The organism is Streptomyces sp. YPW6 (assembly GCF_018866325.1).
In the GTDB taxonomy this organism is placed as follows: Bacteria; Actinomycetota; Actinomycetes; order Streptomycetales; family Streptomycetaceae; genus Streptomyces.
Map to the genome: position 1 here is coordinate 2,413,822 of NZ_CP076457.1, position 23,426 is coordinate 2,437,247.

Consider the following 23,426-nt stretch of genomic DNA (forward strand, 5'->3'; position numbering starts at 1 on the left):
GTCGGAGGTGCTCCCGGGTTTCACCTCTTACTAACTTCACCGCATGAGTATTTCGGTCCCCGAGAAAAGCGAGAGGGGCAGGGACGTGCCGGTCGAGAAGATCGCCTTCGTCACGGGTGCCAACAAGGGCATCGGCTTCGCCGTCGCACGGCAGCTCGGTGAGCGGGGGGCCGTCGTGCTCGTCGGCGCCCGCGACGAGACCCTCGGCAAGCAGGCCGCGGACGCCCTCGCCGCAGACGGTGTCACCGCGGAGGCGGTGGTCGTCGACGTGACCGACCCGGCCTCCGTGGCGGAGGCCGCCGCCACGATCGAGCGGCGCCACGGGCGTCTGGACATCCTGGTGAACAACGCCGGCATCGCCGGCCGCTTCACCGGCACGGCCCCCGAGGCGACCGCCGCCGACCTCCGCGAGGTCTACGAGACCAACGTCTTCGGGGTGGTCACCGTCACCGGGGCGATGCTCCCGCTGCTGCGCCGCTCCCCGGCCGGCCGGATCGTCAACCTGTCGAGCCACGTCGGCTCGCTGACGCTGGGCGCGGACCCCGACTCGCCGCTGGCCGGCCTCGACATGATCGCCTACCAGTCCTCCAAGACCGCGCTCAACGCCGTCACCGTCGCCTACGCCAAGGCGCTGCGCGGCACCGCGATCAAGGTGAACGCCGCTCTCCCGGGAGTGGTGGCCACCGACATCAACCAGCACCGCGGCCACCGGACGCCCGCCGAGGGCGCCGGGATCGCGGTCCGGCTCGCCCTCCTGGACGAGTCCGGCCCGTCGGGCGCCTGCCTGGCGGACGAAGGCCCCGTTCCGTGGTAGCGCGGAACGCACCCACACCATCCACACGGAAAGAGGCATGACCGTGCAGCAGATCACGATCGACGACCTCCAGACCATGATGTTCCGCTGCGCCGGCGAGGCCGAGGACACGCTCTCGCTCGTGGAGGCGCCGGACAGCTCCTTCGAGGAACTGGGCTACGACTCGCTCGCGCTCCTGGAGACCTACAGCGAGTTGGAGCGGGACTTCGGCATCGAGCTGTGCGAGGACGACCTCGGCGACATCCTCACCGCGCGGCAGCTGGTCGACGTCGTCAACTCGCTGCTCCAGCTGAAGGTGATGTCGGCGGCCTGACCCCGCACCACCCGTACGGCCCTTACTGCGTGCAGGACCCGATGTCGCGCCGGACGAGGAACCGGCGGACCACAGACATGGAGACGGACAGTGGCGGTTGAAGAGACGATCATGGTGCTGGGTGGTACCGGCCGGCAGGGCGGGGCGGTGGCCCGCGAGCTGCTCCGCCGCGGTCACGCGGTCCGGGCGCTCGTCCGCGACCCGGCCAAGGAGGAGGCCAGGGCCCTCGCGGAGGCGGGTGCCGTGCTCGTCCGCGGCGACCTCGACGACGAGGCCTCGCTGGCGGCGGCGATGGACGGCGTCCACGGCGTGTTCAGCGTCCAGACCTTCCGCGGCCCCGGCGGCTGCGAGGCGGAGGAGCGCCAGGGCAGGGCGGTGGCCGACGCTGCCGTACGGGCCGGGGTGAAGCACTTCGTCTACAGCTCGGTCGGCGGAGCGGACCGGGACACCCGGGTCCCGCACTTCGAGAGCAAGCTGCGGATCGAGGAGTACCTGAGGTCGCTCGACCTGCCGCTGACGGTGCTGCGGCCGGTGATGTTCCACGACATCCTGCTCGACATCGCTCCGCGCCGGGTCCAGGACGAACTGGTCCTCGCCATGTGGCTCGACCCGGGGACCTCCGTGCAGCTCATCGCGACGAGCGACATCGGCGTCTTCGCAGCGGACGCCTTCGAGGACCCGGAAGGGTGGCTCGGCAGGACGGTGGAGATCGCCGGCGACGACCTCACCGGCCCGCAGATGGCCGCGGCCTTCGAGGCGGTCTCCGGAATCCCGACCCGCTTCCAGCAGCTCCCCATCGAACCGCTGCGGGCGTCCCGCGAGGACCTCGCCAACATGTTCGACTGGTTCGAGCGGGACGGATACCGGGCCGACCTGTCGGCGCTGCGCGGCAGGCGCCCCGACCTGGTCTCCCTGGAGAGCTGGCTGGCCGAGAACTGGACGGCTCCGACGGTCGGGGCGCACCGGTGACCTCGGGCCTCAGACGAAGAGCGGATCGCGTGTGCGGGTCCGCTTGAGCTCGAAGAATCCGTCGGTCCCGGCCACCGCGAGGACGCCGTCCCAGAGCCGTACCGCGTCCTCGCCCCGCGGGGTGGGAGTCACCACGGGGCCGAAGAACGCCACGTCGCCGACGGCGAGGACGGGGGTGCCGACATCGGCGCCGACCCGGCCGATGGCCTCGGCGTGCGAGGCGCGCACCGCGCCGTCGAACGCCTCGGACCCGGCCGCCTCGGCCAGGCCGGGTTCGAGGCCCGCGGCGGCCAGCGCCGCCGCGTAGGTGGCCCGCTCCCTGGGCGCCTTGTCCAGGTGGAAGCGGATGCCGAGTTCGGTGTAGAGCCGGCCGAGGACCCCGGAGCCGTACCGCTCCTCGGCGGCGGCGCAGATCCGTACGGGCTCCATGCGCAGCGCCAGGTCGCGGTGCCAGCGTTCGTCCAGGCCGGTCCGGCCCTCGTTGAGGACCGTCAGGCTCATGACGTGCCAGCGCACGTCGAGGGGCCGGCGCGCCGCGACCTCCAGGACCCAGCGGGAGGTCAGCCAGGCCCAGGGGCAGGTCGGGTCGAACCAGAAGTCCACCGGCGTCGGGGGGGTGTACGGCACGTCGGCCTCCTTGATGTCTCTGCCGTCTCGGGGATCAGAAGTTGCCGAGGCCGCCGCAGACGTTGAGCGCCTGCGAGGTGATGGAGGCGGCGGTGTCCGAGGCCAGGTAGCCGACGAGGCCGGCGACCTCCTCGGGCGTGGAGTAGCGGCCGAGCGGGATCTTGGCCTGGAACTTCTCCAGGATGGTGTCCTCGGAGGTGTCGTACGCGGCGGCGTAGCCCTGGCGGACGCGCTGGGCCATCGGCGTCTCGACGTACCCCGGGCAGACGGCGTTGACGGTGATGCCGGTGGGGGCGAGCTCGTTGCCGAGGGCCTTGGTGAAGCCGACGACGCCGTGCTTGGAGGCCGAGTACGGGGCTCCGAGGACGACGCCCTGCTTGCCGGCCGTGGAGGCGATGTTGATGATCCGGCCGCTCTGCTTGTCGCGCATGCCGCCGAGGGTGAGCACGGCCCGGGTCACCAGGAAGACGCTGGTGAGGTTGGTGTTGATGACGTCGTACCAGAGCTCGTCGGCTATCTCCGCGGTCACGCCGCCGCCGCTGCGGCCCGCGTTGTTGACCAGGATGTCGATCGCTCCGTAGCGCGAGACGGCCGCCTCGACGAGCCGCGTGACGTCCTCCGTCCTGCTGACGTCGGCGGCGGCGCCGTCGACCTCGTAACCCTCCGCGCGCAGCTTGCCGACCGTCTCGGTGACGTTCTCGGCGTTCCGCGAGCAGATGAAGACGCGGTGGCCCTGGCGCGCGAAGTTCTCGGCGACGGCCAGGCCGATGCCGCTCGTGCCGCCGGTGACCAGCGCTACCTGCTGTCCCTTTTCCGCCATGAAGCCTGCTCCTTCTCGGGGTGTATGTGGTACCGGGACAACGTGGCAAGGACGACAGGATTCCCGGTCGAGCGGAGGTGGAGGTGACAGCGTTCAACCGCCCATATTCTCCGGTTGAACGTTCGAGTCAACAGATTCAAAAACCATGGTTGCGGGCCCGATAAGTGCCGACCTATCGTCCAGGAATCCACGGAAAAGGCGCTTCGAAAGGAAAACCATGCCCGCTACGCCCGAGGTCCGCGACCAGTCGGATTCCTATGCGCTGCTCAATCTCATCCAGGGTGCGGTCATCACCCAGGCCCTTTCCGTCGCGGCCAGGCTCGGCGTCGCGGACGTCCTCGCCGAGGGCCCGCTCGCGGTCGATGAGATCGCCCAGCGTGTCGGCGCCGACGCCAAGTCGGTCCGCCGCGTGCTGCGTGCCCTCGCCGGCCACGGCGTCTTCGCGGTCCGCGAGGACGGCTCCTTCGAGAACACCGCGCTCTCCGACAAGCTGCGCGAGGACGCCCCGGACACCATGCGTGGCTTCGCGGTGCTCATGAGCCACCCCACCCTGCACGAGGAGTGGGGCCACCTCCTGACGACCGTCGAGACCGGCGAGCCGAACCTGCCGAAGCTGCGCGGCATGGGCGCGCTGGACTTCTTCCACGCCAACCCCGAGTACGCACAGGTCTTCTTCCACGCCTTCGGCGGCCTCTCCGAGTCCGAGACGGCCCCGATCGTGGAGGCGTACGACTTCTCGCAGTTCGGCACCGTCGTCGATGTCGTGGCCGGCCGCGGCAACCTGCTCGCGGGCATCCTCCAGAAGGCGCCGAACGTCAAGGGGGTCCTCTACGACTCCGAGGTCGCGACCGTCGACTCCCAGGCGTACTTCGAGGCCGCCGGGGTCGCGGACCGCTTCACCATCGAGCACGGCGGCTACCTCGACAAGCTGCCCTCGGGCGGTGACGCGTACCTCTTCAAGCACATCATCCACGACTTCTCCGAGGAAGACGCGATCACGGCGCTGAGGAACGCCCGTGAGGCGATGGGCCCCGAGGGCAGGCTGCTCGTCATGGAGTACGTCCTCCCGGAGGGCAACGACCACCACCTCGGCCAGGCCATCGACCTCTGGCTGATGCTGATGCTGGGCGCCCAGGAGCGCACGCTCGACGAGTACCGCGAGCTGTTCGCGAAGGCCGGCTTCACCCTCACCCGCGCCGTCCCCACCTCCGCGCCGATCTCCGTCATCGAGGCCGTCCCCACCGTCTGAGGTCGGTCCGGCCGGATGTGACGCCGGCTCCCTCCCCCTCTCTTTCCCCTCCCCCGCAGAATCCGAGGCTCAGGACAGGAAGTCATGAATACCGATGTCATAGTGATCGGGGCAGGGCCCGCGGGGCTGACGCTCGCGGCCGAGCTCCGCCTCGGCGGCGCCGACGTCGTCGTCTTCGAGCAGCGGACCGAACGGAGCTGGGAGTCGCGCGGTATCGGCTTCACCGCCCGCGCCACCGAGATGTTCGAGCAGCGCGGCCTCCTCGAACGCCTGAAGAACACCGAGATCACCCGCCAGGGCCACTTCGGCGGCATCCCGATCGACTACGGGATCCTGGAGGGCTCGCACTTCGGTGTCCGCGGCGCGCCCCAGTACAAGATCGAGGAGATGCTGGAGGACCGGGCCGTCGAGCTCGGCGCCGACGTGCGCCGCGGCTACCGGCTCACCGGTCTGGCCGAGAACGCCGACGGCGTGACCGTGACCGTGACCGGCCCCGAGGGGTCCGAGGAGCACTCCGCCCGCTACCTGGTGGGCTGCGACGGCGGCAGGAGCACCGTCCGGCACCTGGCGGGCTTCGAGTTCGCCGGCTCCGACGCCACCCGCGAGATGTACCTCGCGGACGTCAGGGGCGTCGACATCAAGCCCCGCATGATCGGCGAACTCTTCGCCAACGGCATGGTCATGGCCGCGCCGCTGGAGGAGGGCTACACCCGGATCATCGTCTGCGAGAACGGCACCCCGCCGGACCGCGCCGAGGTCACCTTCGCGCAGGTCGCGGACGCCTGGCAGCGGCTGACCGGCGACTCCATCCACCAGGGCGAGGCGCGCTGGGTGAGCAGCTTCACCGACGCCACCCGGCAGGCCACCGAGTACCGGCGCGGCCGGGTGCTGCTCGCCGGCGACGCCGCGCACATCCACCTGCCGGCCGGCGGCCAGGGCCTCAGCGTCGGCGTGCAGGACGCCTACAACCTCGGCTGGAAGCTGGCTGCGACGGTCAAAGGCAGCGCCCCCGAGGGGCTCCTCGACACGTACCACTCCGAGCGGCACCCGGTCGGTGCCCGCGTCCTGCGGGGCACGCTCGCCCAGGGAATGCTCAACCTCACCGGCAACTCGGTGCAGCCGCTGCGGACCGTCATGGCCGAGCTCTTCGCGATCCCGGCGGCGGCCCGGCACATCTCCGGCATGGTCAGCGGCTTCGACATCGTGTACGAGGTCGGCGCGGCGGCCGAGGGGGCGGACCACCCGCTGCTCGGCAGCCGGATGGCCGACCGCGAGCTGGAGCTCGCCGACGGCGGCACCGACCGGGTCGCGCGTCTGCTGCATCCGGCCCGTGGCGTCCTGATCACGGCCGACGCGACCGGCGCCACGGCCGCGACGGCCGCCGGCTGGTCCGGCCGGGTCGACGTGGTCCGTGTCCGGACCTTCCCCGCCGGACCGGAGGAGGGCGGGGCCGCGACGGAGTCGGTCCTCATCCGCCCGGACGGCTACATCGCCTGGGCCGCTCCGGCCGGAGGCACGCTGGAGAGCTCGCTGCGGCGCTGGTTCGGCGAGGCCACGGCCGCCTGAGGCAGGCCACGGGCCGCCCCGCTACTTCCGAGGAGACACACACGTGACCGAGCACGAGATCCACCGTACCGAGCACACGATCGACGTCGACGCCCCCGCCGAACTGGTGTACACACTGGTCGCCGACGTCACCCGCTGGCCCGAGACCTTCCCGCCGACCGTCCACGCCGAGGTCGTCGAGCGCACGGGCGAATCCGAGCTGATCCGGCTCTGGGCGACCGCCAACGGCACCGCCAAGACCTGGACCTCCCGGCGGGAACACGACGCCGCGAAGCTGGAGGTGACGTTCCGCCAGGAGCGTTCGCAGCACCCCGTCGGCGGCATGGGCGGCGCCTGGGTGGTCGAGCCCCTCACCGAGGCCACCTCCCGGGTCCGCCTCCTGCACGACTTCCACGCCGCCACCGACGACCCCGCCGACCTGGAGTGGATCCGGCAGGCCGTCGACCGCAACAGCGGCTCCGAGCTCCAGGCCCTCAAGGCGAGCGCCGAGGCCGCCGGCACCGACGGGCTCATCACCTTCGAGGACACCGTCCACGTCGAAGGCCGGGGCAAGGACGTCTACGACTTCCTCAACGAGGCCCAGCTCTGGCAGGAGCGCCTGCCGCACGTCGGCCGCGTCCAGCTCGACGAGGACGAGCCCGGCCTCCAGGTCCTGGAGATGGACACCCGGGCCAAGGACGGCAGCACCCACACGACCCGCTCCGTCCGCGTCTGCACCCCGGCCACGACGATCGTCTACAAGCAGATCGTCCTGCCCGCCCTGATGACCCTGCACACCGGCCGCTGGCTCATCGAGGAGCGCGACGGCGGCGTCGCCGTCACCTCCCGCCACACCGTGCGCATCAACACCGAGAACATCACCAAGGTGCTCGGCGCCGACGCCACGGCCGAGACCGCCGCCGCGTTCGTCCAGAGCGCGCTCAGCACCAACAGCCTCGCCACTCTCGGCCTCGCCAAGGCCCACGCCGAGGCCCTCGCCGCCGGAGGCGCGGAGTCATGACCCCGACCCGGGCGGACGTGCCGGTCGTCATCGTCGGCGCGGGCCCCGTCGGGCTCCTGCTCGCCTGCGAGCTGGGACGAGCCCGGGTCCCGGTGGTCCTGGTGGAGAAGCTGGCCCGGCCGATGACCGAGTCACGCGCCAGCCAGCTCTCCACACGGACCGCCGAGCTGCTCCACGAACGCGACTTCGGCGCCCTCCTGGCCGAGTCCGCGCACGAACCCCGTACGCACTTCGGGGGCCTCGGCTTCGCGCTGACCCCGGTGGACAGCCCGTTCGCCGGGAACTGGAAGGTCCCCCAGTACCGGACCGAGGCCGCCCTCGCCGCCCGCGCCGCGGAACTGGGCGTCGAGACGCTCCGCTCCCACGAACTGACGGAGCTCACCGAGCGGCCGGACCACGTCCGCTGCCGGATCCAGGGCCCCGAAGGGCCGCTCGGTCTCCGTGCGGCGTACGTGGTCGGCTGCGACGGAGCCCGCAGCACGGTCCGCCGGCTCGCCGGCATCCCGGTGACCGCCACCCCGGCCACCAGGGAGCTGCTGCGCGCCGACATCCGCGGGCTCACCGTCCGCGACCGGCGCTTCGAGCGGCTCACCGACGGCTTCGCCGTGGCCAACACCCGCGACGGAGTCACCCGGATCATGGTCCACGCCTTCGGCGGGCCCGTGCCCGTCCGCGCCGGCCCGCCCCGCTTCACCGAGGTCGTCGACACCTGGCGGCACGTCACCGGAGAGGAGGTCTCCGGCGGTGTCCCGCTCTGGCTCGACGCCTTCGACAACTCCAGGGGACAGGCCGTCAGCTACCGGCGCGGCCGGGTCCTGCTGGCCGGCGACGCCGCCCACTGGCACCTGCCGGTCGGCGGCCAGGCCCTCAACACCGGGCTCCAGGACGCGGTCGACCTGGGCCCGAAACTCGCCGAGTCCGTACGCGGCACGGCCGCGCCCGGACTCCTCGACAGCTACCACGAGGTGCGGCACCCCGCCGCCGCCCGGGTCCTCGACCACGTCGCGGCCCAGGAACAGCTGATGCTCGGCGGTCCGGAGACCGAACCGCTGCGCGCGGTCCTCTCCGAGGTGATCGCCCTCCCCGGAGTCCGCCGCCATCTCACCTCGATGGCGAGCAACCTCGACGACCGGCTTCCGGTACACCCGACACCCATGGAAGGCAGGAACGACAGTGCAGGAATGTGACACCGACGTGATCATCGTGGGGGCAGGCCCCACCGGACTCATGCTCGCCGGCGAACTCCGCCTCGCCGGCGTCGAGGCCCTCGTCCTCGAACGGCTCGCCCAGCCGATGCGCCAGTCCCGCGCCCTCGGCTTCTCCGCCCGCACCATGGAGGAGTTCGGCCAGCGCGGTCTCCTGGAGTCCTTCGGCGAGATGGGCGTCATCCCGTTCGGCCACTTCGGCGGCATGCCGCTCGACTACACCATCCTGCCCGGCGGCAACTTCGGCGTACGCGGTGTCCCGCAGGCCTTCACCGAGGCCAACCTCACCACGTGGGCCACCGGTCTCGGCGCCGAGATCCGCCGCGGCTGGGAGGTCACCGGTCTCGCCGACGACTCCGAGGGCGTCGAGGTCACCGCCGACACCCCCGAGGGCCCGCGCACCCTCCGCGCCCGCTACCTGGTCGGCGCCGACGGCTCCCGCAGCGAAGTCCGCAAGCTGTCCGGCATCGACTTCCCCGGCACCGACGCCACCATCGAGATGCTGATGGCCGACGTCACCGACGTCCAGGTGCGGCTGCGCCCCACCGGCGAGCTGGGCGACGCCGGCATGGTCGTCGTCCTACCGGTCGGCCCCAACACCACGCGCGTCGTCTGCTTCGAGCGCGGCGCGGGCGTCCGCCCGACCTCCGAGCCGCCGACCTTCCAGGAGGTCGCCGACTCCTTCAAGCGGGTCACCGGCGACGACATCTCGGGCGGCAACGCCGTCTGGCTCAGCTACTTCACCGACTCCAGCCGGCAGGCCGCCGCCTACCGCAAGGGGCGCGTCTTCCTCGCCGGCGACTCGGCGCACATCCACATGCCGATCGGCGCCCAGGGCATCAGCGCCGGCCTCGGCGACGCCGTCAACCTCGGCTGGAAGCTCGCCGCCACCCTCAAGGGCCACGCCCCCGAGGGGCTGCTCGACACGTACGACACCGAGCGCCGCCCGGTCGCCGCCCGCATCATCGCCAACACGCTCGCCCAGCGCAGCCTGTACCTCGGCGGCCCCGAGATGGACCCGATGCGCGCCGTCTTCGCCGAACTCCTCGCCCACGAGGACGTCCGCAAGCACCTCGTCGGCCTCGTCACCGGCTTCGACATCACGTACGACGCCGGGGCCGGTGAGCACCCGCTGCTCGGCCGCCGTCTTCCGGACTTCGCCTTCACGGGCGAGGACGGCGAGACGACCGCCTACCAGACCCTGCACGCCGGGCGCCCGGTCCTGCTCGACCTGACCGGTGACCCCGCCGTCGCCCGGGCGGCCGCGCCGTGGGCCGACCGCGTCGACGTCGTCACCGCCGCGGTCCGCCCCGAGGGACCGCTCGCCGGGGTGGACGCGGTCCTCGTCCGCCCCGACGGCTACACCGCCTGGATCGCCGCCGCCCAGGCCGGCACCGAGGGCCTCGGGGACGCCCTCAGCCGCTGGTTCGGCACCGCCTCCCAGAACTGAGCGACAGCCGGCGCCGCGCGCTCCCCGCGGGGCGCCGCCCTCTCCTCCCCACCTCTCTTGTCCAAGGAGCAGCAATGCCGATCATCAGCCCCGAGGCCGGCCACCTGACCGTCCTCAACCTCTTCAAGACCGACTCCCGCGACCGCGTCGACACCCTCGTCGACGAGATGAAGAAGATCGTGGACGTCGCCGCCTACCCGGGCTGGATCTCCAGCACCGTCCACCGCGGCCAGCAGAACCCGGGCACCGCCAACTTCATCCAGTGGCGGGGCATGGAGGACCTGGAGTCCCGTTACAACGACTCCGAGTTCAAGCACCACACGGTCCCGGTCTTCCGCGAGATCACCACCTACGTCCGCCTGATGCAGACCGAGGTCGAGCTGAGCCAGCGTCACCCCGGGTACGGCGACGTCACCGAGGTCTCGCCCGAGCGCGACGACTACACGGTCATCGAGATCCTCGGCGTGAAGCCGAACCAGCAGGGCACCCTGGTCGACACCCTGGGTGCCGCCCACGAGTGGCTGGTGGACGTCCCCGGCTACCGCTCGCAGAGCGTCATGCGCGGCATCCGCTCCCGCAACCTGGACGGTGGCCAGGGCACCCTGGCCACCGTCGGCACGGACAACGACTTCGTCGTCGTCTACTCGCAGTGGGACGGCAAGGTGTTCTACGACTCCTTCCGCAACCAGCCCGAGGCCCAGTGGATCCGGGCCCGTGACGCCTACCAGGAGAAGCGGTACGCCCTGACCACCAGCGTCGACTGGAACGGCTACCGCGCGGTCCACACCCGCTCCGCCGAGCAGCCGGTGGCCGCCGCCGCGAGCTGATCCCCGGACCAACCCCCCACAGACGTAGGGCCCCTGGCAACGCCAGGGGCCCTACGTGGTGTCCGCGCCGCTTCACCCGGCGATCGTGGCCCAGTGCCACCGCGAGTCGAAGGAGGTGACCTCGATGTCCGTGCCCTCGGCGACCAGCGCGGCCGCCAGGGTGGTGGCCCCCGCGACGAAGGCGGACGCTCGATCGGCGGCCAGCAGGTCCTGCTCGTCGAAGGGGAGCCCCTCGCAGCGCAGCAGCCGGAGGTCCATGAAGCCGTTGAAGCGCCGGCCGAGGACCTCCACCGCCTGCGGGCTGCGGACGGTGAACCGCACCCGGGCCGCGACGTGCCCGTTGTGGTGCTGGTCGGAGTAGTACGCGATGTCCGGGATCGCCGGCGGAACGAAGTGGTCGCGCGCCGCGATCTCGGGCACCTTCGGCAGGTTGCCGACCAGGAAGTGCCAGGAGTTGTACTGCATCCGGGAGGAGATCGCCCACGCGGTGTCGGCCAGCCGGGACGGCGAGCCGCCGAAGAGCTGCTTCGACTCCTCCGAAGGCACCACGCAGCAGAAGAAGTGCGGGATCTCCCACGCGGCGATCGTCGGGTACGCCTCCGCGCGCAGCGCCTCGATCAGCGCCGGGAGCGACCGCATGCCGCGGCTCATCGCGAAGTCCGCCTCGAAGACGACCGTGGCGGCCGTCACCGTCTCGTACACCAGCGACTCCAGGCCGGAGCCGAAGTCGCCGTGCGGTTCCGCCAGCCAGCCGGGGGAACCCTCCAGGGCCGCGGACAGCTCCGCGAACGTGGCGCCGGATACCGGCAGACGTTCGCTCAGCCGGGCGCACAACACGGCCTCCAGACGCGCCGCTTCGTGCTTCACGGGGCCCGAGACCCGTTCGATCTTGTGCATCAGCGGTCCGTGGATCTCCCGGTAGAGCTGGACCGAGGAGCCCATCAGCTCACGGCGGCGGGCGGCCAGCGCGTCGGCCAGCTCGCCGAGGGCGAGCACGCCGTGCGCGGCGGGGGCCGGCACCGGGGGCAGGCCGGGCGCCGCGGCGTCGTAGGCGGCGCGCGTGCGCTCCAGGAGGAGCGCCACGTGGTCGAGCGTCAGCTGTGTCCCGTTGGCCTCCTCGATCCGGGCGTACCCGGCCGAGCGCACGAGCAGCGTCAGGCAGACGACCAACAGGACGTCGCTGTCCGCCCACAGCTCCAGCGGGATCGTGCGCAGGCTGCTCAGCACGCAGTCGGGATGTCCCGGACGCAGTGTCTTGCCGGTGAGGTTGTTCTGGTCGCGGAAGTTCGTGTACCGCCGGTCGCCGGCGTACAGGACGAACGGCGCCGTCCGCAGTGCCGCCTCGGTCAGCTGCTCCAGGACCTCGCGCCGGCCCTCGGCGCCGGCCTCGTGGAGCCAGTTGCGGCAGTCGCGTACGGAGGCGTGCCAGCGGTCGGTGGCGAGGGCCAGCTCGACCTGGTAGTCGGCGAGGTCCTCGGCGGACCACGGAACGTGCAGGACGCCGTCGACCAGGTCGGCCTCACCGCTCAGCGGGCCCCCGGACGGGACCCGGAGCAGGACGCGGCCGCTGCGGTCGAGGCCGATCTCGCCGAGGAACGCGGTGTCCGCGTCCTCGGGCCGGTCGGTGGCCCGGCCGTCCTTCCGCCAGTTGCGGCCGACGAGCACCTTGAGCGCGGCCTCCTCCTTCACGGGCAGCGCCCGCAGCTGGATGTCGGCCGGGACGTGCCCGCCGAGCGTGAGGAGGATATCGACAGCGGTGCCGAGGTCGGGGGCGTCGAGCGCCTGTCGCCAGGTCTTCCGGAGCAGGACCGGGAACCCGCCGTCCCGAGCGCCCGGCGGATCGGGCCGCTCCGCGACCCCGGCGGCGCTGCCGAGTCTGCTCGGGCGGCGGCTCCGGCGGGCCTTGGCCATCGCGGCCCGCCGGTCGAGCGTCCGGTCCGGCTCGGTGGGGATGGTCATGCGGTCCCTCCTCTGGTCAGTTCGATGTGCTCCCACATGCGGGCCTCGGTGGCGGTCCAGTCCTCGTCGACGTAGATGCAGTCGACGGGGCAGACCATCACGCACTTCGGGCAGCCGGAGCAGAGCTCGGGCACGATCACGACGTTGAGCCCGTCGTCGAAGATCGCCCCGAACTCGGGCGGGCAGCTGCGCAGGCACGTGTCGCACGTGATGCACTCCGACGTCTCGATGCGACGCGGGGGCTTCTTCCAGTTCTCGTCGCGGGAGCGCTCGGCGATCCGCTCGGCGCGAGCGGTGTCGGCTCCGGACGGGGTCTCTTTCACCTCGGGCACGGTGTGGTCACCCTCTTCCTCTCTGGTGGGACACACGGGTGGGGCGGGGAACGGTGGTTCAGAAGGCACCGAAGTACTCGCGGTGCTCCCATTCGGTGACGGCGCCGGCGAGGGCCTCCGGCGGGGCGGTGGCGGACCAGGCGTCGAACCGGTCGGCCTCGCTCTCCTTCAGCTTGGCCAGGCACGCCTTGAGCGGGGCGCCGAGCAGCCGCTCGGTGCTCTCGCCGGTGCGGAAGGCGTCGAGCGCCTCGCGCAGTGTCCGCGGTAGCCGGGGACGCGAGGCGGGGGCGGCGGTCGGGGGCCCGGCAAGCATCCCTTCGAGTCCCGCGTGCAGCTGGGCGGCGATGAGGAGGTACGGGTTGGCGCAGGGCTCCCCGATGCGGTTCTCGACATGGGTGGCGCTGCCGCCGCTGAGCACCCGGACCATGGCGCTGCGGTTCTCGAACTGCCAGTCGACAGTGGTGGGCGCGAGCGTGAACTCGGGCGCGAGCCGCCGGTATCCGTTGACGGTCGGCACGGAGAGGAGGCAGAACTCCCGGGCGCGGGAGAGCAGTCCCTCGATGTACGCCCGGCCGTCGGCGGAGACGGCGTCCTGGAGACCGTCGCCCTCGGCGAAGAGGTTCCGCCCCGTCTTGGCGCTGCTGACGGACTGGTGGAGGTGCCAGCCGCTGGCGTCGAAGCTCTCCAGACGCGGCAGCGTCATGAAGGACGCGTGGTGGCCGAGGCGCCGGCACTCCTGCTTGAGCTGGGTGCGGAGCAGCAGCATCGCGTCGGCGGCGTCGAGGGCCCGCAGGGGGTTGAAGGTGGTCTCCAGCTGGCCGGGGCCCGACTCGTGCTCGAAGGAGCGCAGCGGCAGGCCGAGACGCGTCAGCATCGCGGCGAGGGGGTCGGCGATGTCGGCGACGGAGTCGTAGGCGGAGTCGAGGTTGAACTGGTAGCCGGGGTTGACGGCCACCACCTGGGGGGCCGGTCCCTGGGTGCCGAAGCCGTTGCCCTCGTTGCCGACGGGACCGCCGGCCAGCCGGGTCAGGTACCACTCGACCTCCAGGCCGATGACCGGCGACAGGTCGTGGCAGGCGTACTCGGCGAGGACCCGGCGCAGCACGTCGCGCGAGGAGAGGGGGTGCGGGGTGCCGTCGCGGAGGTACTCGTCGCCGAGTACCCAGGCGGTGCGCGCGCCCTTGTCCCGGGGCAGCACCTGGAAGGTACGGGGGTCGGGGACGAGCACGAAGTCGCCCGCTCCCAGGAGTTCGCCGACGCCGACCCCGGCGTCCGCGAGGAAGTCGACGGCGACGGCGTGGCCGGTGTCGAAGAGGAACGGCCCGGCGCTGAAGTCCATGCCGTTGCGGAGCACCGAGCGGAACACCTCGGCCGGGACCGTCTTGGAGCGGGCGAGCCCGTGCGGGTCGCAGAACGCGACCCGCACGAGGTCGACCTCGGCGAGCTGGAGTTCGACCTGCTCGGCCGCCGCGATCTGGCGTTCGTCCCAGAGCCCGAACTCGGCGACGAAGGAGGGGCGGCCGACGCCGCTGTCCTCGCCGAGTGTGGCCCACGACCTGGAGACCATGTTCACTTTCCTTCCGCGGGAGAGATGGGGGCGCGCCGGAGCGGGGCCGGGGGCCGTCGCGAAGAGTCCGGCGGCCGGGAGCGCGACGTCGTCGTCGGCCGGGCCGCCCCCGCGCCCGGCGGTGTGCGGGGGACGTCCGGTGCCGCCCCCTCGCCGTTCGGAGGCCACGATGCGGGGAGCATGATCATTTCCCTTCCGGCGGCCGGCCCGGAGGGGCCAGGGCGAGGCCGAGGGCCGCCTCGACGCGTTCGGCGGTCTGGAGCACGAGGCCGTCGTCACCGACGCGGCCCACGAGTTGGAGGCCGACCGGCAGGCCGGCGGGCGTGAGGCCGACGGGCAGCGACAGGGCCGGCTGACCGGTGAGGTTGAAGGGGTACGTGGCGGGCGACCAGGCCAGCCAGCGCAGTTCGGCCGGGTCGGCCGCCCAGGGCGGGGCGATCGCCTCGGCCGCGAACGGCTCGATCGGTACGGTCGCCATCACCAGGAGGTCGTAGGAGTCCATCACCGCGGCGAGCCGGATCCGCAGCGCGAGCCGGGTGTCCTCGGCGCGCGCGACCGCAGCGGCGCCGAGCGAGCGCCCGTACCGCACGACCGCGAGCCTGCCCCGGTCGCACCGGGCGTCGTCCTCGGGGGCGGTGCCGTGCGCGTCGGCGGCGGCCAGGATGTCCACGAGCGCGCCGTACGGATCGGAGAACGGCACCTCGACCCGCTCGACCCGATGGCCGAGCGCGGCGAGGACCGGCAGCACGCCTTCCGTGACGTCACGCACCGGGGCCGACGTACCGGGGAACTCGATCCAGCCGATCCGCAGCGGTCCCGCCGCCCGCCCGGGGGCCGAGCGCACACCGGCCGAGTCCGGGTCGCGGCCGTCGCGACCGGCGAGCACCTTCATGAGCTCGGCGACGTCCGCCACGCTCTGCGCCAGCGGCCCCACATGGGACAGCCGCTCCGGGCACGGCGGGACGTACGGAACGAGCCCGTACGAGGGCTTGAAGCCGACCACGCCGCAGAAGGCGGCGGGGATGCGGACCGAGCCCGCGCCGTCGGTGCCGAGCGAGACGGTGCACATTCCCGCCGCCACGGCCGCCGCCGACCCGCCGCTGGAGCCGCCCGCGGTCCGGTCGTACGCCCAGGGATTGCGGGTGGGAGCGCAGACCCGGCTCACCGTGCTCGCGCTCCAACCGTACTCGGACGTGGTCGTCTTGCCCACGACGATCGCGCCCGCCGCGCGCAGCCGCGCCACGGACGGCGCGTCGGCCGGCTCGCGGCGGTTCGGCAGCAGCGAGCCGCGACGGGTCCCGAGGGACTCGGTCTGGATGAGGTCCTTCACCGACACGGTGCTGCCGAGCAGCGGCCGGTCGCGGAAGGCGGCCGGGCCGAGGACGGCGAGCAGCCGGTCGGCCGCCTCGGCCTCGCGCAGCGCGCGGGCCTCGGCGACCTCGACGTACGCGCCGATCTCCGGGTCCGTCGCGCGGATCGCACCGAGCACGTCGAGGACGTGACCGGTGACCGTGGAATGACCGTCGAGAAGAGATTTCCGTGTGGTGTGAATGCCGTGGCGGACCGGCTGCCTGCTCTTCGTCGTTGTGGACTCTGACACGAGACCCATACAAGTCATTGCCAGAATTACGCGCAACTCACCTATCGGGAACGGGCGTTACATCTGCTTCCGATCCACAGTTGAACGTGATTTCTTGCGAATGTGACAGCCACCGAAGCAGCATGTTTCCCAGATAATTCCCCCATACATATCGCACAGGAGAAGACCCGATGACTCCACGGATGGACAACCCCTCCCTGGTCGTTCCCGGTGCCCTGCAGCCTCTGCTCGACCTGTCCGAGGTCATCGGCAAGGTCGGCATCCCGCAAGCGACCCTCGACCTCGTCCGCCTGCGCGTGAGCGAGATCAACGGCCGCGACTGGACCCTCGTGGACCCGGCCGGCCTGGCGAACGGCGCCGACGACCGCCTCCCGCTCGTCGCCACCTGGCGCACCGAGACCGTCTTCACGGACGCCGAGCGTTCCGTCCTCGCCATGGCCGAGGCCGTCACGCTCCTGGCGGACCCGGAGCACATGGCCTCCGACGCGGTGTGGGAGGAGTGCGCCCGGCACTTCACCGAGGAGCAGCTCGGCGCCCTGCTCATGCATGTCGGCCTGGTCAACATGTGGAACCGGGTCAACGTCGCCTCCAACCAGGCCCCCGCGGTCTGGCGCTGACGGAAGGATGCGTAACCGTGAAGCTCATCAACGCCGGTCTGGGCAGGACCGGCACGACCTCGCTGAAGGTGGCCCTGGACCGGCTGGGACTGGGGCCCTCCTTCCACATGTTCGACATCGTGGACGACGACGCGCGCCTGGAGCAGTGGGAGAGGATCGTCTGCGACGGGGAGGACCCCGACTGGCGGGCGGTGTTCGCCGGGTACTCCTCCGCGGTCGACGGTCCCTGCACGGTCTACTACCGGCAGCTCGCTGAGGCCTTCCCGGAGGCCAGGTTCGTCGTCACCGTCCGGGACGCCGAGGGCTGGTACCGGAGCACGTACGACACGCTCTACCAGTTCGTCCTGCGCAGCAAGGAGCGTCCGCCGGAGCCCGGCTCCCGCCAGGAACGGCTGCTCCGCATCGTCAGCACCATGATCTGGGACGGCGTCTTCGAGGGCCGCTTCGAGGACCAGGACCACGCCGTCGCGGCGTACCGCCGGCACAACGAGGACATCGTGCGCGCCCTCGGCGCCGACAAGGTGCTCGTCTACGACGTGCGCCAGGGCTGGGACCCGCTGTGCGCCTTCCTCGGGGTCGACGTCCCCGACGAGGAGTTCCCGCACGCCAACGACTCCGCCGCCATGCGGCAGCGGATCGCCCAAGCGGCCGGCGCCCCGGTCGCGGCGGGCTGAGCCGACGAGGAGCTGATCCTGTGTTGATCACGGAAATGACGCTCCCGGGCGCCTACCGCGTCGAGCCGGAACCGCTGAGCGACCGTCGGGGGCATTTCTTCGAGTCGGTGCGTGCCAGCGAGATCCTGGCCGAGAGCGGCTGGGACTTCTCGGTCCGGCAGGTGAATTACTCGGTGTCCCTGAAGAACACGCTGCGGGGAATTCACGGCACCAAGGTCCCGCCCGGTCAGGCGAAGTTCGTGACCTGCGTTCGGGGCAGCGCGCTCGATATCGCGGTCGACCTCCGGGTCGGTTCTCCGACGTTCGGGCAGTACGACGTCACGCACCAGAGTCCGGAGACCGGCACGGCCGTGTACCTGCCCGACGGCATCGGCCACGCCTTTCTGGCCCTGACCGGCGACACCTGCATGAGCTACCTCTGCTCACAGGAGTACGTGCCCGGCACGATGATCGACGTCGACGCGCTCGATCCGGAGATCGGCCTGCCGTGGGAGCTGAAGGAACCGCCGATCCGCTCGGACAAGGACGCGGCGGCGCCCACCCTCGCGGAGGCGGCCGCGCTGGGCATCCTGCCCACGTACGAGCAGTGCCTGCCGCGCCCCTTCGCAGCCCTGCGGAACGGCTGACGCCCGCGGGTGCGCGCACATGAGGACGGCAGCCGGTGCCCTCGGGCACCGGCTGCCGTCCTTCTCGTCCCGGCAGGAGGCCGTCCTCACCCGGCGTGGGCGCGGATCCGGGCCATCAGATCGGCCTGTCGTACCAGCTCGCGATGGTGCGCCGGACGGGCCGAGGCGTCCCGGACCGCCGCGTGGAAGGCGCTGAAGACGCCGAGGAACTGGTCCGAGGCCGGCGCGACGATCCGCGTGTCCCGGTCCCGCTGCTCGACGCGCAGCACGGGGCGGGCCTCGCGTGAGGGCGTGAACGCCCATTCGAGGGTCAGCCGCCCCTCGCTGCCCCAGAGGTCGTACGTCGAGCGGTAGCCGTGCGAGAGGCCGAAGGAGCAGTGCGCGGTGACACCGGAGCCGTCGCGCAGCAGGGTCGCACCGGACACGTCCACGCCCAGCTTCGCATCGAACTCCAAGGAAGCGCCGAGGACTTCGAGCGCCCCGCCCAGGTACTCCTGGGCCGCGCGCACCGGGTAGCAGCCGACTTCCCACAGGGCGCCGCCGCCGAGTTCCGCCTGGTACTTGATGCCGTTCGGATCGGTGGGCGGAATACCGAAGACACCGTTGAAGGACCGGAGTTCGCCGATCGCGCCCTCGGCGATCAGGTCCTGGGCCAGGTCGTGCTGGGGGTGCCGGAGGAACGCGAAGTTCTCCATGATGAGCAGCCCGCGCTCCTCGGCGAGACCGGTGAGCATCCGGGCGGTCTCGGCGCTCGGCACCGCCGGCTTCTCGATGAGGACGTGCTTGCCGGCCTCCAGCGCCCGGCGCGCCCACTCCGCGTGCTCGCTGTTCGGCAGCGGGACGTACACGGCGTCGACTCCCGGTGCGCGCAGAAGGGCCTCGTAGCCCTCGACGGCCGCGCAGCCCGTGTCGGCGGCGACGGACTCGGCCTTCGCCGGAGAGCGGCTCGCGACCGCCACGAGGTCGAACGGAGATTTCCGAATCGCGGGGATCGCCCGGCGCACGGCGATGTCGGCGCACCCGATGATGCCGATACCGGCTCTCCGCTCGGATTCCTGGTCGGGTGTCAGATCTTCAAGGTCCACAAGTCCACCTAAGGGCAAGAGGAATTCGCATGCCTGAATCGGGATGAGGTCAGACTGGATAAGCAGAACTTTACTTGTCAACACCCGCGGACTTCGCGGCCGGTACGCCCTCGAACGCGACTTCCGGCCGTTAGATCCCCCGCTATAGAGTGCGGGCATCCGCTCAGATCGAGGGGGAATTCACGAAGGAGGTGCGACGGTGAAGGGCATCATCCTGGCCGGCGGTAATGGAACGAGGCTTCATCCGATCACACTGGGCGTTTCGAAACAGATGCTCCCGGTCTACGACAAGCCGATGATTTACTACCCGCTGTCGGCGCTGATGCTGGCCGGGATACGTGACATCGAGATCATCACCACTCCCGAGGACCGGGAGATGTTCCGTCGGCTCCTCGGCGACGGCTCCTGGCTCGGTATCAACCTGACCTACGCGGAACAGGACAAGCCCCGCGGTCTCGCCGACGCCTTCCTGGTCTCCGCCGACCACATCGGCGACGACTCCGTCGCTCTCGTCCTCGGCGACAACATCTTCCACGGCTACGAGTTCGGCCCCATGCTCCAGCGTGCCGGCCAGGACATCGAGGGCTGCGTCCTCTTCGGCTACCCGGTCCGCGACCCCGAACGCTACGGCGTCGGCACGGTCGACGGCCAGGGCCGCCTGACCGCACTGGAGGAGAAGCCCGCCAATCCGCAGACCAACATGGCCATCACCGGCCTCTACCTCTACGACAACAAGGTGGTCGACTACGCACGGGAGCTGAAGCCCTCCGAGCGGGGCGAGCTGGAGATCACCGACCTCAACCGGGTCTACCTGGAGCGCGGCGAGGCCCGGCTCATCCCCCTCGGCCGCGGTTTCGTCTGGCTCGACACCGGGACCCACGACGCCCTCATGGAGGCCGGCGACTACGTCCAGGTCCTGGAACACCGCCAGGGCGTGCGCATCGCCTGTCTGGAGGAGATCGCCTGGCGCATGGGCTTCATCGACCGTGACGCCTGCTACCGCCTCGGCATCCGCCTCGCGAACTCAGCCTACGGCCAGTACATCATGGAGATGGCCCAGGCCGGCTGAGTCCGCCCGCCGCGCCGCACGGCGTGGAACCAAGGAATACGCCCACTCACCGGAAGAGGCCCCTCTTCATGAAGATCCTGTTCACCGTCGGAGGGAGCCAGGCGGCCGTCTTCGGCGTCGCCCCGCTCGCCGCCGCCGCCCGGAACGCCGGGCACCAGATCATGCTCGCCGCGGACGAGCCGCTCATGGCCGCCGCGGCCTCCGTCGGACTCCCGGCGGTCTGCATCACCCCCGAGCGCATGCGCTACGGCCAGGAGTCGCTGACGGCCACGGCCCGCCTCGACGCCCTTCTGGAGCTCACCGGGACCTGGACCCCGGACCTGGTCGTCGGCGGCCTCTCCCATGTACCGCGCGTCCTCGCCGCCCGCCTCGGAGTTCCGTACGTCCGGCACATCTGGCACATCGCGCCGATGGCCCGCCGTGACCGCGCCGCCGTCGCCGAACTCCGGCCGGAGCTGGAGCGCCTGGGCCTGGCCGAGCTCCCCGAGCCCGATCTCTTCATCGACCTCTGCCCGCCGCCGATCCGCCCCGAGGGCGCCCCCGCCGCCCAAGCGATGCGCTGGGTCCCGCGGGTCAGCCAGCAGCGCGTCGAGCCCTGGATGTACACCCGCCCCGAGGGCCGCCCCCGCGTCCTCATCACCGCGGGCACCCGCAACCTCATGCTCGACACCCCCGGCAGCTCGCTGCGGAAGCTGGTCGGCGAGTTCACCGGGGCGGGCGCCGACGTGCTCATCGCCGCGCTCCCCGAGGCCGCCGAGAAGTACGGCGCGGAGCTCGGCGACGTGCGCATCGGCTGGATCCCGCTCGACGTGGTCGCCCCCACCTGCGACCTGGCCGTCCACCACGGCGGCGCCACCACGGCGATGACGCTGGTGAACGCGGGCGTGCCGCAGCTGATCATCCCCGACAACGGCTACGGCAAGGCCGTCGCCGAGGCCGTGGCGTCCGTCGGGGCGGCCGTCGTGGTCGACAAGCACCGCCCGGAGGAGGGCCGTGACCCCGACGAGGTGATCGCAGCCGGCTGCCGGGAGATCCTGGCCGATCCCGGGTACGCGGCGCGGACCCGGGCGCTGGCCGCCGAGGCCGCCACCCTGCCCACGCCCGGTGAGGTCCTCCGCGAGCTGGAGACCCTCGTCGCGTCCTGACCCCGTCCCCGAAGGCCGGCCGGTGCCCCACCGGCCGGCCTTCGGCTTTCCGCGCGGCCGATGACGCACGCCCCCCGCCCCGCTCCCCCGCCGCCGTACGCCACACGCCCTGCCGCGTACGCGCGACGCCCCGAGACCGTCGGTCTCGGGGCGTCGCGCGTACGCGGCAGGGCGTGCCCGGGGGTCCTAGCGGTGGAGCAGGGCCTCCAGCCTGGGCACGATGTCCTGCGGCGTCGGGAGGGTGGAGATCTCCTTGGCCAGGAACCGCGTCCGCTCGGTGTAGCTCGGCTCCTCCAGGAGTTCACGGCAGGCGGCGGCGATGGTCTCGCCGGGCGCCTTGTCCGGGGCATCGGCCACCGGCCACAGGGTCTTGCCGGCGCCGAAGTCGCTGATGGCCTTGGCGATGGCCTCGCGGTGGTAGTTCGGCGGGAACTCCGGCGGGTTCTCCGGGATGATCAGCTGCGGCACGCCGTTGGCCATCAGCGTCGTGGCCGTGGTCGCGCCACCGTGGTGGACGGCCAGGTCGCAGGTGGCCGCGGCCACGTCCATGGGGATCCAGCCGACGCGGGCGTCGCCCAGGTCCGCGCCGAAGCGTTCGGCCGCACCCGGGGACGCGGCGATCAGGACCTCGGCGTTCTGCTTGTTCAGCTCGCTGACCAGCAGCGGCATGGACCAGCCCGGGTCGCGGAACATCAGGCTGCGGAAGCCCGAGGTGATCAGGACACGGCGGCGGCCCTCGGGGCGGGTGTACATCCACCGCTCCAGCCGGCGCTGCGGGTTGCTGGGGATCCACCGCAGCGGCTGGGCGTCCGGGTCGTGCGCCGGGCGCAGCGACGGAGGGGTGGAGTCGAGGAGCAGGTCGGGCTTGAGCAGCCCGTCCACGCCCAGGCGCTCCAGCTCGGGGCGGAGCTCGGCCTCGGCGCCCGGGTCGATGCCCGTGAGCGGGATGCCCAGGTACTCGACGTGGCGGACGTAGGGGACCTTGAGGTGGGCGGCGAGCAGCATCGCCGCGTAGCTCTGCGAGCTGCCCACCACCACGTCCGGGGTCCAGTCCTTGGCGAGCTCCAGCAGGGACTCGACGCCGGCGAGGCCCATCCGGGCGAAGCCGCGGCCCTGGCCGAACATCTCCTCGTCCCCGAGCTCACGGGGGAACCGCAGGCCGCGGCCCGGGTTCGTGACCCGCATGAAGTGGCGGATCGGGTCGACCGTGAAGCAGAACGTGGGAATTCCGATGGCTTCCGCCGTTTCCACCCACGGCTCGTGAGCGGCCAGCATGACCTGATGCCCTGCGTTCCGTGCGGCCGTCGCCAGTGGGGCGGCGGCATAGTAGGTGGCCTGGCTGCCTGTGGTGACGAACAGGATTTTCATGGCACTCCGGATGCTTTTCGTGAGTCACGGCCTGGCGTATGTGGGAACGGCTTCGATATTCCCCAAGGCGCGGTTTTTCTGTCAATGACCGTGAATTCGTGGGGCCGTGTTCGAATGAGGATCGCGCGCAGTTGAACGGGCTGAACATCGCGCCCGGTTCACCGACCCTTCCGTCGTGGCACCATGTCGTACGGCGAATTCAGCCCCCAGCGCACACCTGACGTCGAAAGACGGTGACTCTTATGAACAACCTCATCTACAACGCCCGTATGGCTCTTCGGGACATCATGGAAGTCAACATCTTCACGCAGGGCAACGAGAAGGTGCACCTGACCGTCTTCCCCGACCTCGTCTGGGAGGGCACCGCACAGACGCAGACCGACAAGGTCGTCCAGGAGGTGATCCGCCGACTGCACGACATGGACATGGACATCGCCGGCGGCGAGACCGGTGTCCGCACGCTGATGGAGGGCCGTTCCGTCGAGATCGTCCGCAAGGCCGCCTGAGAGCCGCCGCCGTGCCGCCGTGCCCGGCGGGGCGCCGG

At 71.5% G+C, this 23,426-nt stretch carries 23 protein-coding genes; 15 read left to right on the plus strand and 8 right to left on the minus strand.

Going from position 1 to position 23,426, the window contains the following annotated elements; translation table 11 throughout:
- The first annotated feature begins 43 nt into the window (after window positions 1-43).
- From KME66_RS10440 to KME66_RS10450, 3 genes are all read left to right on the plus strand, one after another.
- Window positions 44-814, plus strand: coding sequence for an SDR family oxidoreductase (locus KME66_RS10440; protein WP_253208289.1), 771 nt, complete (start codon window positions 44-46; stop codon window positions 812-814).
- 37 nt (window positions 815-851) lie between these two features.
- Complete coding sequence (locus KME66_RS10445) at window positions 852-1,127, plus strand: acyl carrier protein (RefSeq protein WP_216321284.1); 276 nt, start codon at window positions 852-854, stop codon at window positions 1,125-1,127.
- Between the two features lie 90 nt (window positions 1,128-1,217).
- Window positions 1,218-2,096 (plus strand): NmrA/HSCARG family protein, encoded by an 879-nt coding sequence (locus KME66_RS10450; protein WP_216321287.1) that lies wholly within the window; start codon window positions 1,218-1,220, stop codon window positions 2,094-2,096.
- A 9-nt stretch (window positions 2,097-2,105) separates the two neighbouring features.
- Here the strand turns inward: KME66_RS10450 and KME66_RS10455 are convergent, their stop codons facing one another.
- Both KME66_RS10455 and fabG read right to left on the minus strand, forming a co-directional pair.
- Entirely contained in the window at window positions 2,106-2,723 is a 618-nt protein-coding gene (locus KME66_RS10455) for a DsbA family protein (RefSeq protein ID WP_216321291.1), read from the minus strand.
- Window positions 2,724-2,757: 34 nt separating this feature from the next.
- On the minus strand, window positions 2,758-3,543 hold the full coding sequence (fabG, locus tag KME66_RS10460; protein WP_216321294.1) for a 3-oxoacyl-ACP reductase FabG: 786 nt from the start codon (window positions 3,541-3,543) through the stop codon (window positions 2,758-2,760).
- A gap of 217 nt (window positions 3,544-3,760) precedes the next feature.
- Here fabG and KME66_RS10465 point away from each other — a divergent pair, with 217 nt between their 5' ends.
- The 6 genes from KME66_RS10465 (at window position 3,761) to KME66_RS10490 (ending at window position 10,840) form a co-directional block, all read left to right on the plus strand.
- The gene (locus KME66_RS10465; RefSeq protein ID WP_216321297.1) at window positions 3,761-4,792 is read left to right on the plus strand and encodes a methyltransferase; all 1,032 of its coding nucleotides are present in this window, start codon (window positions 3,761-3,763) and stop codon (window positions 4,790-4,792) included.
- Between the two features lie 84 nt (window positions 4,793-4,876).
- A complete protein-coding gene (locus KME66_RS10470) occupies window positions 4,877-6,358 on the plus strand; it encodes an FAD-dependent monooxygenase (RefSeq protein ID WP_216321300.1) in 1,482 nt (493 codons plus the stop codon).
- A gap of 43 nt (window positions 6,359-6,401) precedes the next feature.
- Entirely contained in the window at window positions 6,402-7,358 is a 957-nt protein-coding gene (locus KME66_RS10475; RefSeq protein ID WP_216321303.1) for an aromatase/cyclase, read from the plus strand.
- Window positions 7,355-8,545, plus strand: coding sequence for an FAD-dependent monooxygenase (locus KME66_RS10480; protein ID WP_216321306.1), 1,191 nt, complete (start codon window positions 7,355-7,357; stop codon window positions 8,543-8,545). The genes KME66_RS10475 and KME66_RS10480 overlap by 4 nt, the downstream gene beginning before the upstream one ends.
- Window positions 8,532-10,013: an FAD-dependent monooxygenase gene (locus KME66_RS10485; RefSeq protein WP_301184488.1), complete on the plus strand. Its 1,482-nt coding sequence runs from the start codon at window positions 8,532-8,534 to the stop codon at window positions 10,011-10,013. The genes KME66_RS10480 and KME66_RS10485 overlap by 14 nt, the downstream gene beginning before the upstream one ends.
- A gap of 74 nt (window positions 10,014-10,087) precedes the next feature.
- Window positions 10,088-10,840 carry an antibiotic biosynthesis monooxygenase gene (locus tag KME66_RS10490; RefSeq protein WP_216321308.1) on the plus strand — a complete coding sequence of 251 codons (753 nt, stop codon included), beginning with the start codon at window positions 10,088-10,090 and terminating at the stop codon, window positions 10,838-10,840.
- Between the two features lie 72 nt (window positions 10,841-10,912).
- Here KME66_RS10490 and KME66_RS10495 read toward each other — a convergent pair whose 3' ends face one another.
- The 4 genes from KME66_RS10495 to KME66_RS10510 all read right to left on the minus strand — a co-directional run bounded on the left by KME66_RS10495 (window position 10,913) and on the right by KME66_RS10510 (window position 16,298).
- Entirely contained in the window at window positions 10,913-12,799 is a 1,887-nt protein-coding gene (locus KME66_RS10495) for a hypothetical protein (protein ID WP_216321310.1), read from the minus strand.
- Window positions 12,796-13,131, minus strand: a complete 336-nt coding sequence (locus KME66_RS10500; RefSeq protein ID WP_216321312.1) for a 4Fe-4S dicluster-binding protein — start codon at window positions 13,129-13,131, stop codon at window positions 12,796-12,798. The genes KME66_RS10495 and KME66_RS10500 overlap by 4 nt, the downstream gene beginning before the upstream one ends.
- A 58-nt stretch (window positions 13,132-13,189) precedes the next feature.
- Window positions 13,190-14,698: a glutamine synthetase family protein gene (locus KME66_RS10505; protein WP_216321314.1), complete on the minus strand. Its 1,509-nt coding sequence runs from the start codon at window positions 14,696-14,698 to the stop codon at window positions 13,190-13,192.
- A 184-nt stretch (window positions 14,699-14,882) separates the two neighbouring features.
- The gene (locus KME66_RS10510; RefSeq protein WP_253208290.1) at window positions 14,883-16,298 is read right to left on the minus strand and encodes an amidase; all 1,416 of its coding nucleotides are present in this window, start codon (window positions 16,296-16,298) and stop codon (window positions 14,883-14,885) included.
- Window positions 16,299-16,468: 170 nt separating this feature from the next.
- Between KME66_RS10510 and KME66_RS10515 the strand changes: the two genes are divergently transcribed.
- The 3 genes from KME66_RS10515 to KME66_RS10525 are packed head-to-tail and all read left to right on the plus strand — an operon-like array spanning window position 16,469 to window position 18,215.
- A complete protein-coding gene (locus KME66_RS10515; protein ID WP_216321317.1) occupies window positions 16,469-16,915 on the plus strand; it encodes a carboxymuconolactone decarboxylase family protein in 447 nt (148 codons plus the stop codon).
- Between the two features lie 17 nt (window positions 16,916-16,932).
- A complete protein-coding gene (locus KME66_RS10520; protein WP_216321319.1) occupies window positions 16,933-17,589 on the plus strand; it encodes a sulfotransferase family protein in 657 nt (218 codons plus the stop codon).
- Window positions 17,590-17,609: 20 nt separating this feature from the next.
- Window positions 17,610-18,215 carry a dTDP-4-dehydrorhamnose 3,5-epimerase family protein gene (locus KME66_RS10525; protein WP_253208291.1) on the plus strand — a complete coding sequence of 202 codons (606 nt, stop codon included), beginning with the start codon at window positions 17,610-17,612 and terminating at the stop codon, window positions 18,213-18,215.
- A gap of 86 nt (window positions 18,216-18,301) precedes the next feature.
- Here KME66_RS10525 and KME66_RS10530 read toward each other — a convergent pair whose 3' ends face one another.
- Window positions 18,302-19,300, minus strand: coding sequence for a Gfo/Idh/MocA family protein (locus KME66_RS10530; RefSeq protein WP_216321321.1), 999 nt, complete (start codon window positions 19,298-19,300; stop codon window positions 18,302-18,304).
- 199 nt (window positions 19,301-19,499) lie between these two features.
- On the opposite strand from KME66_RS10530, the gene rfbA reads away from it, so the two are divergent.
- Together rfbA and KME66_RS10540 are read left to right on the plus strand one after the other, a co-directional pair.
- Complete coding sequence (gene rfbA, locus KME66_RS10535; protein WP_216321325.1) at window positions 19,500-20,369, plus strand: glucose-1-phosphate thymidylyltransferase RfbA; 870 nt, start codon at window positions 19,500-19,502, stop codon at window positions 20,367-20,369.
- Window positions 20,370-20,437: 68 nt separating this feature from the next.
- Window positions 20,438-21,514, plus strand: a complete 1,077-nt coding sequence (locus tag KME66_RS10540) for a nucleotide disphospho-sugar-binding domain-containing protein (protein WP_216321328.1) — start codon at window positions 20,438-20,440, stop codon at window positions 21,512-21,514.
- 186 nt (window positions 21,515-21,700) lie between these two features.
- Here the strand turns inward: KME66_RS10540 and KME66_RS10545 are convergent, their stop codons facing one another.
- Entirely contained in the window at window positions 21,701-22,882 is a 1,182-nt protein-coding gene (locus KME66_RS10545) for a glycosyltransferase (RefSeq protein WP_216321330.1), read from the minus strand.
- A 242-nt stretch (window positions 22,883-23,124) separates the two neighbouring features.
- Here KME66_RS10545 and KME66_RS10550 point away from each other — a divergent pair, with 242 nt between their 5' ends.
- Window positions 23,125-23,388, plus strand: a complete 264-nt coding sequence (locus KME66_RS10550; protein ID WP_216321333.1) for a hypothetical protein — start codon at window positions 23,125-23,127, stop codon at window positions 23,386-23,388.
- Window positions 23,389-23,426: the final 38 nt, after the last annotated feature.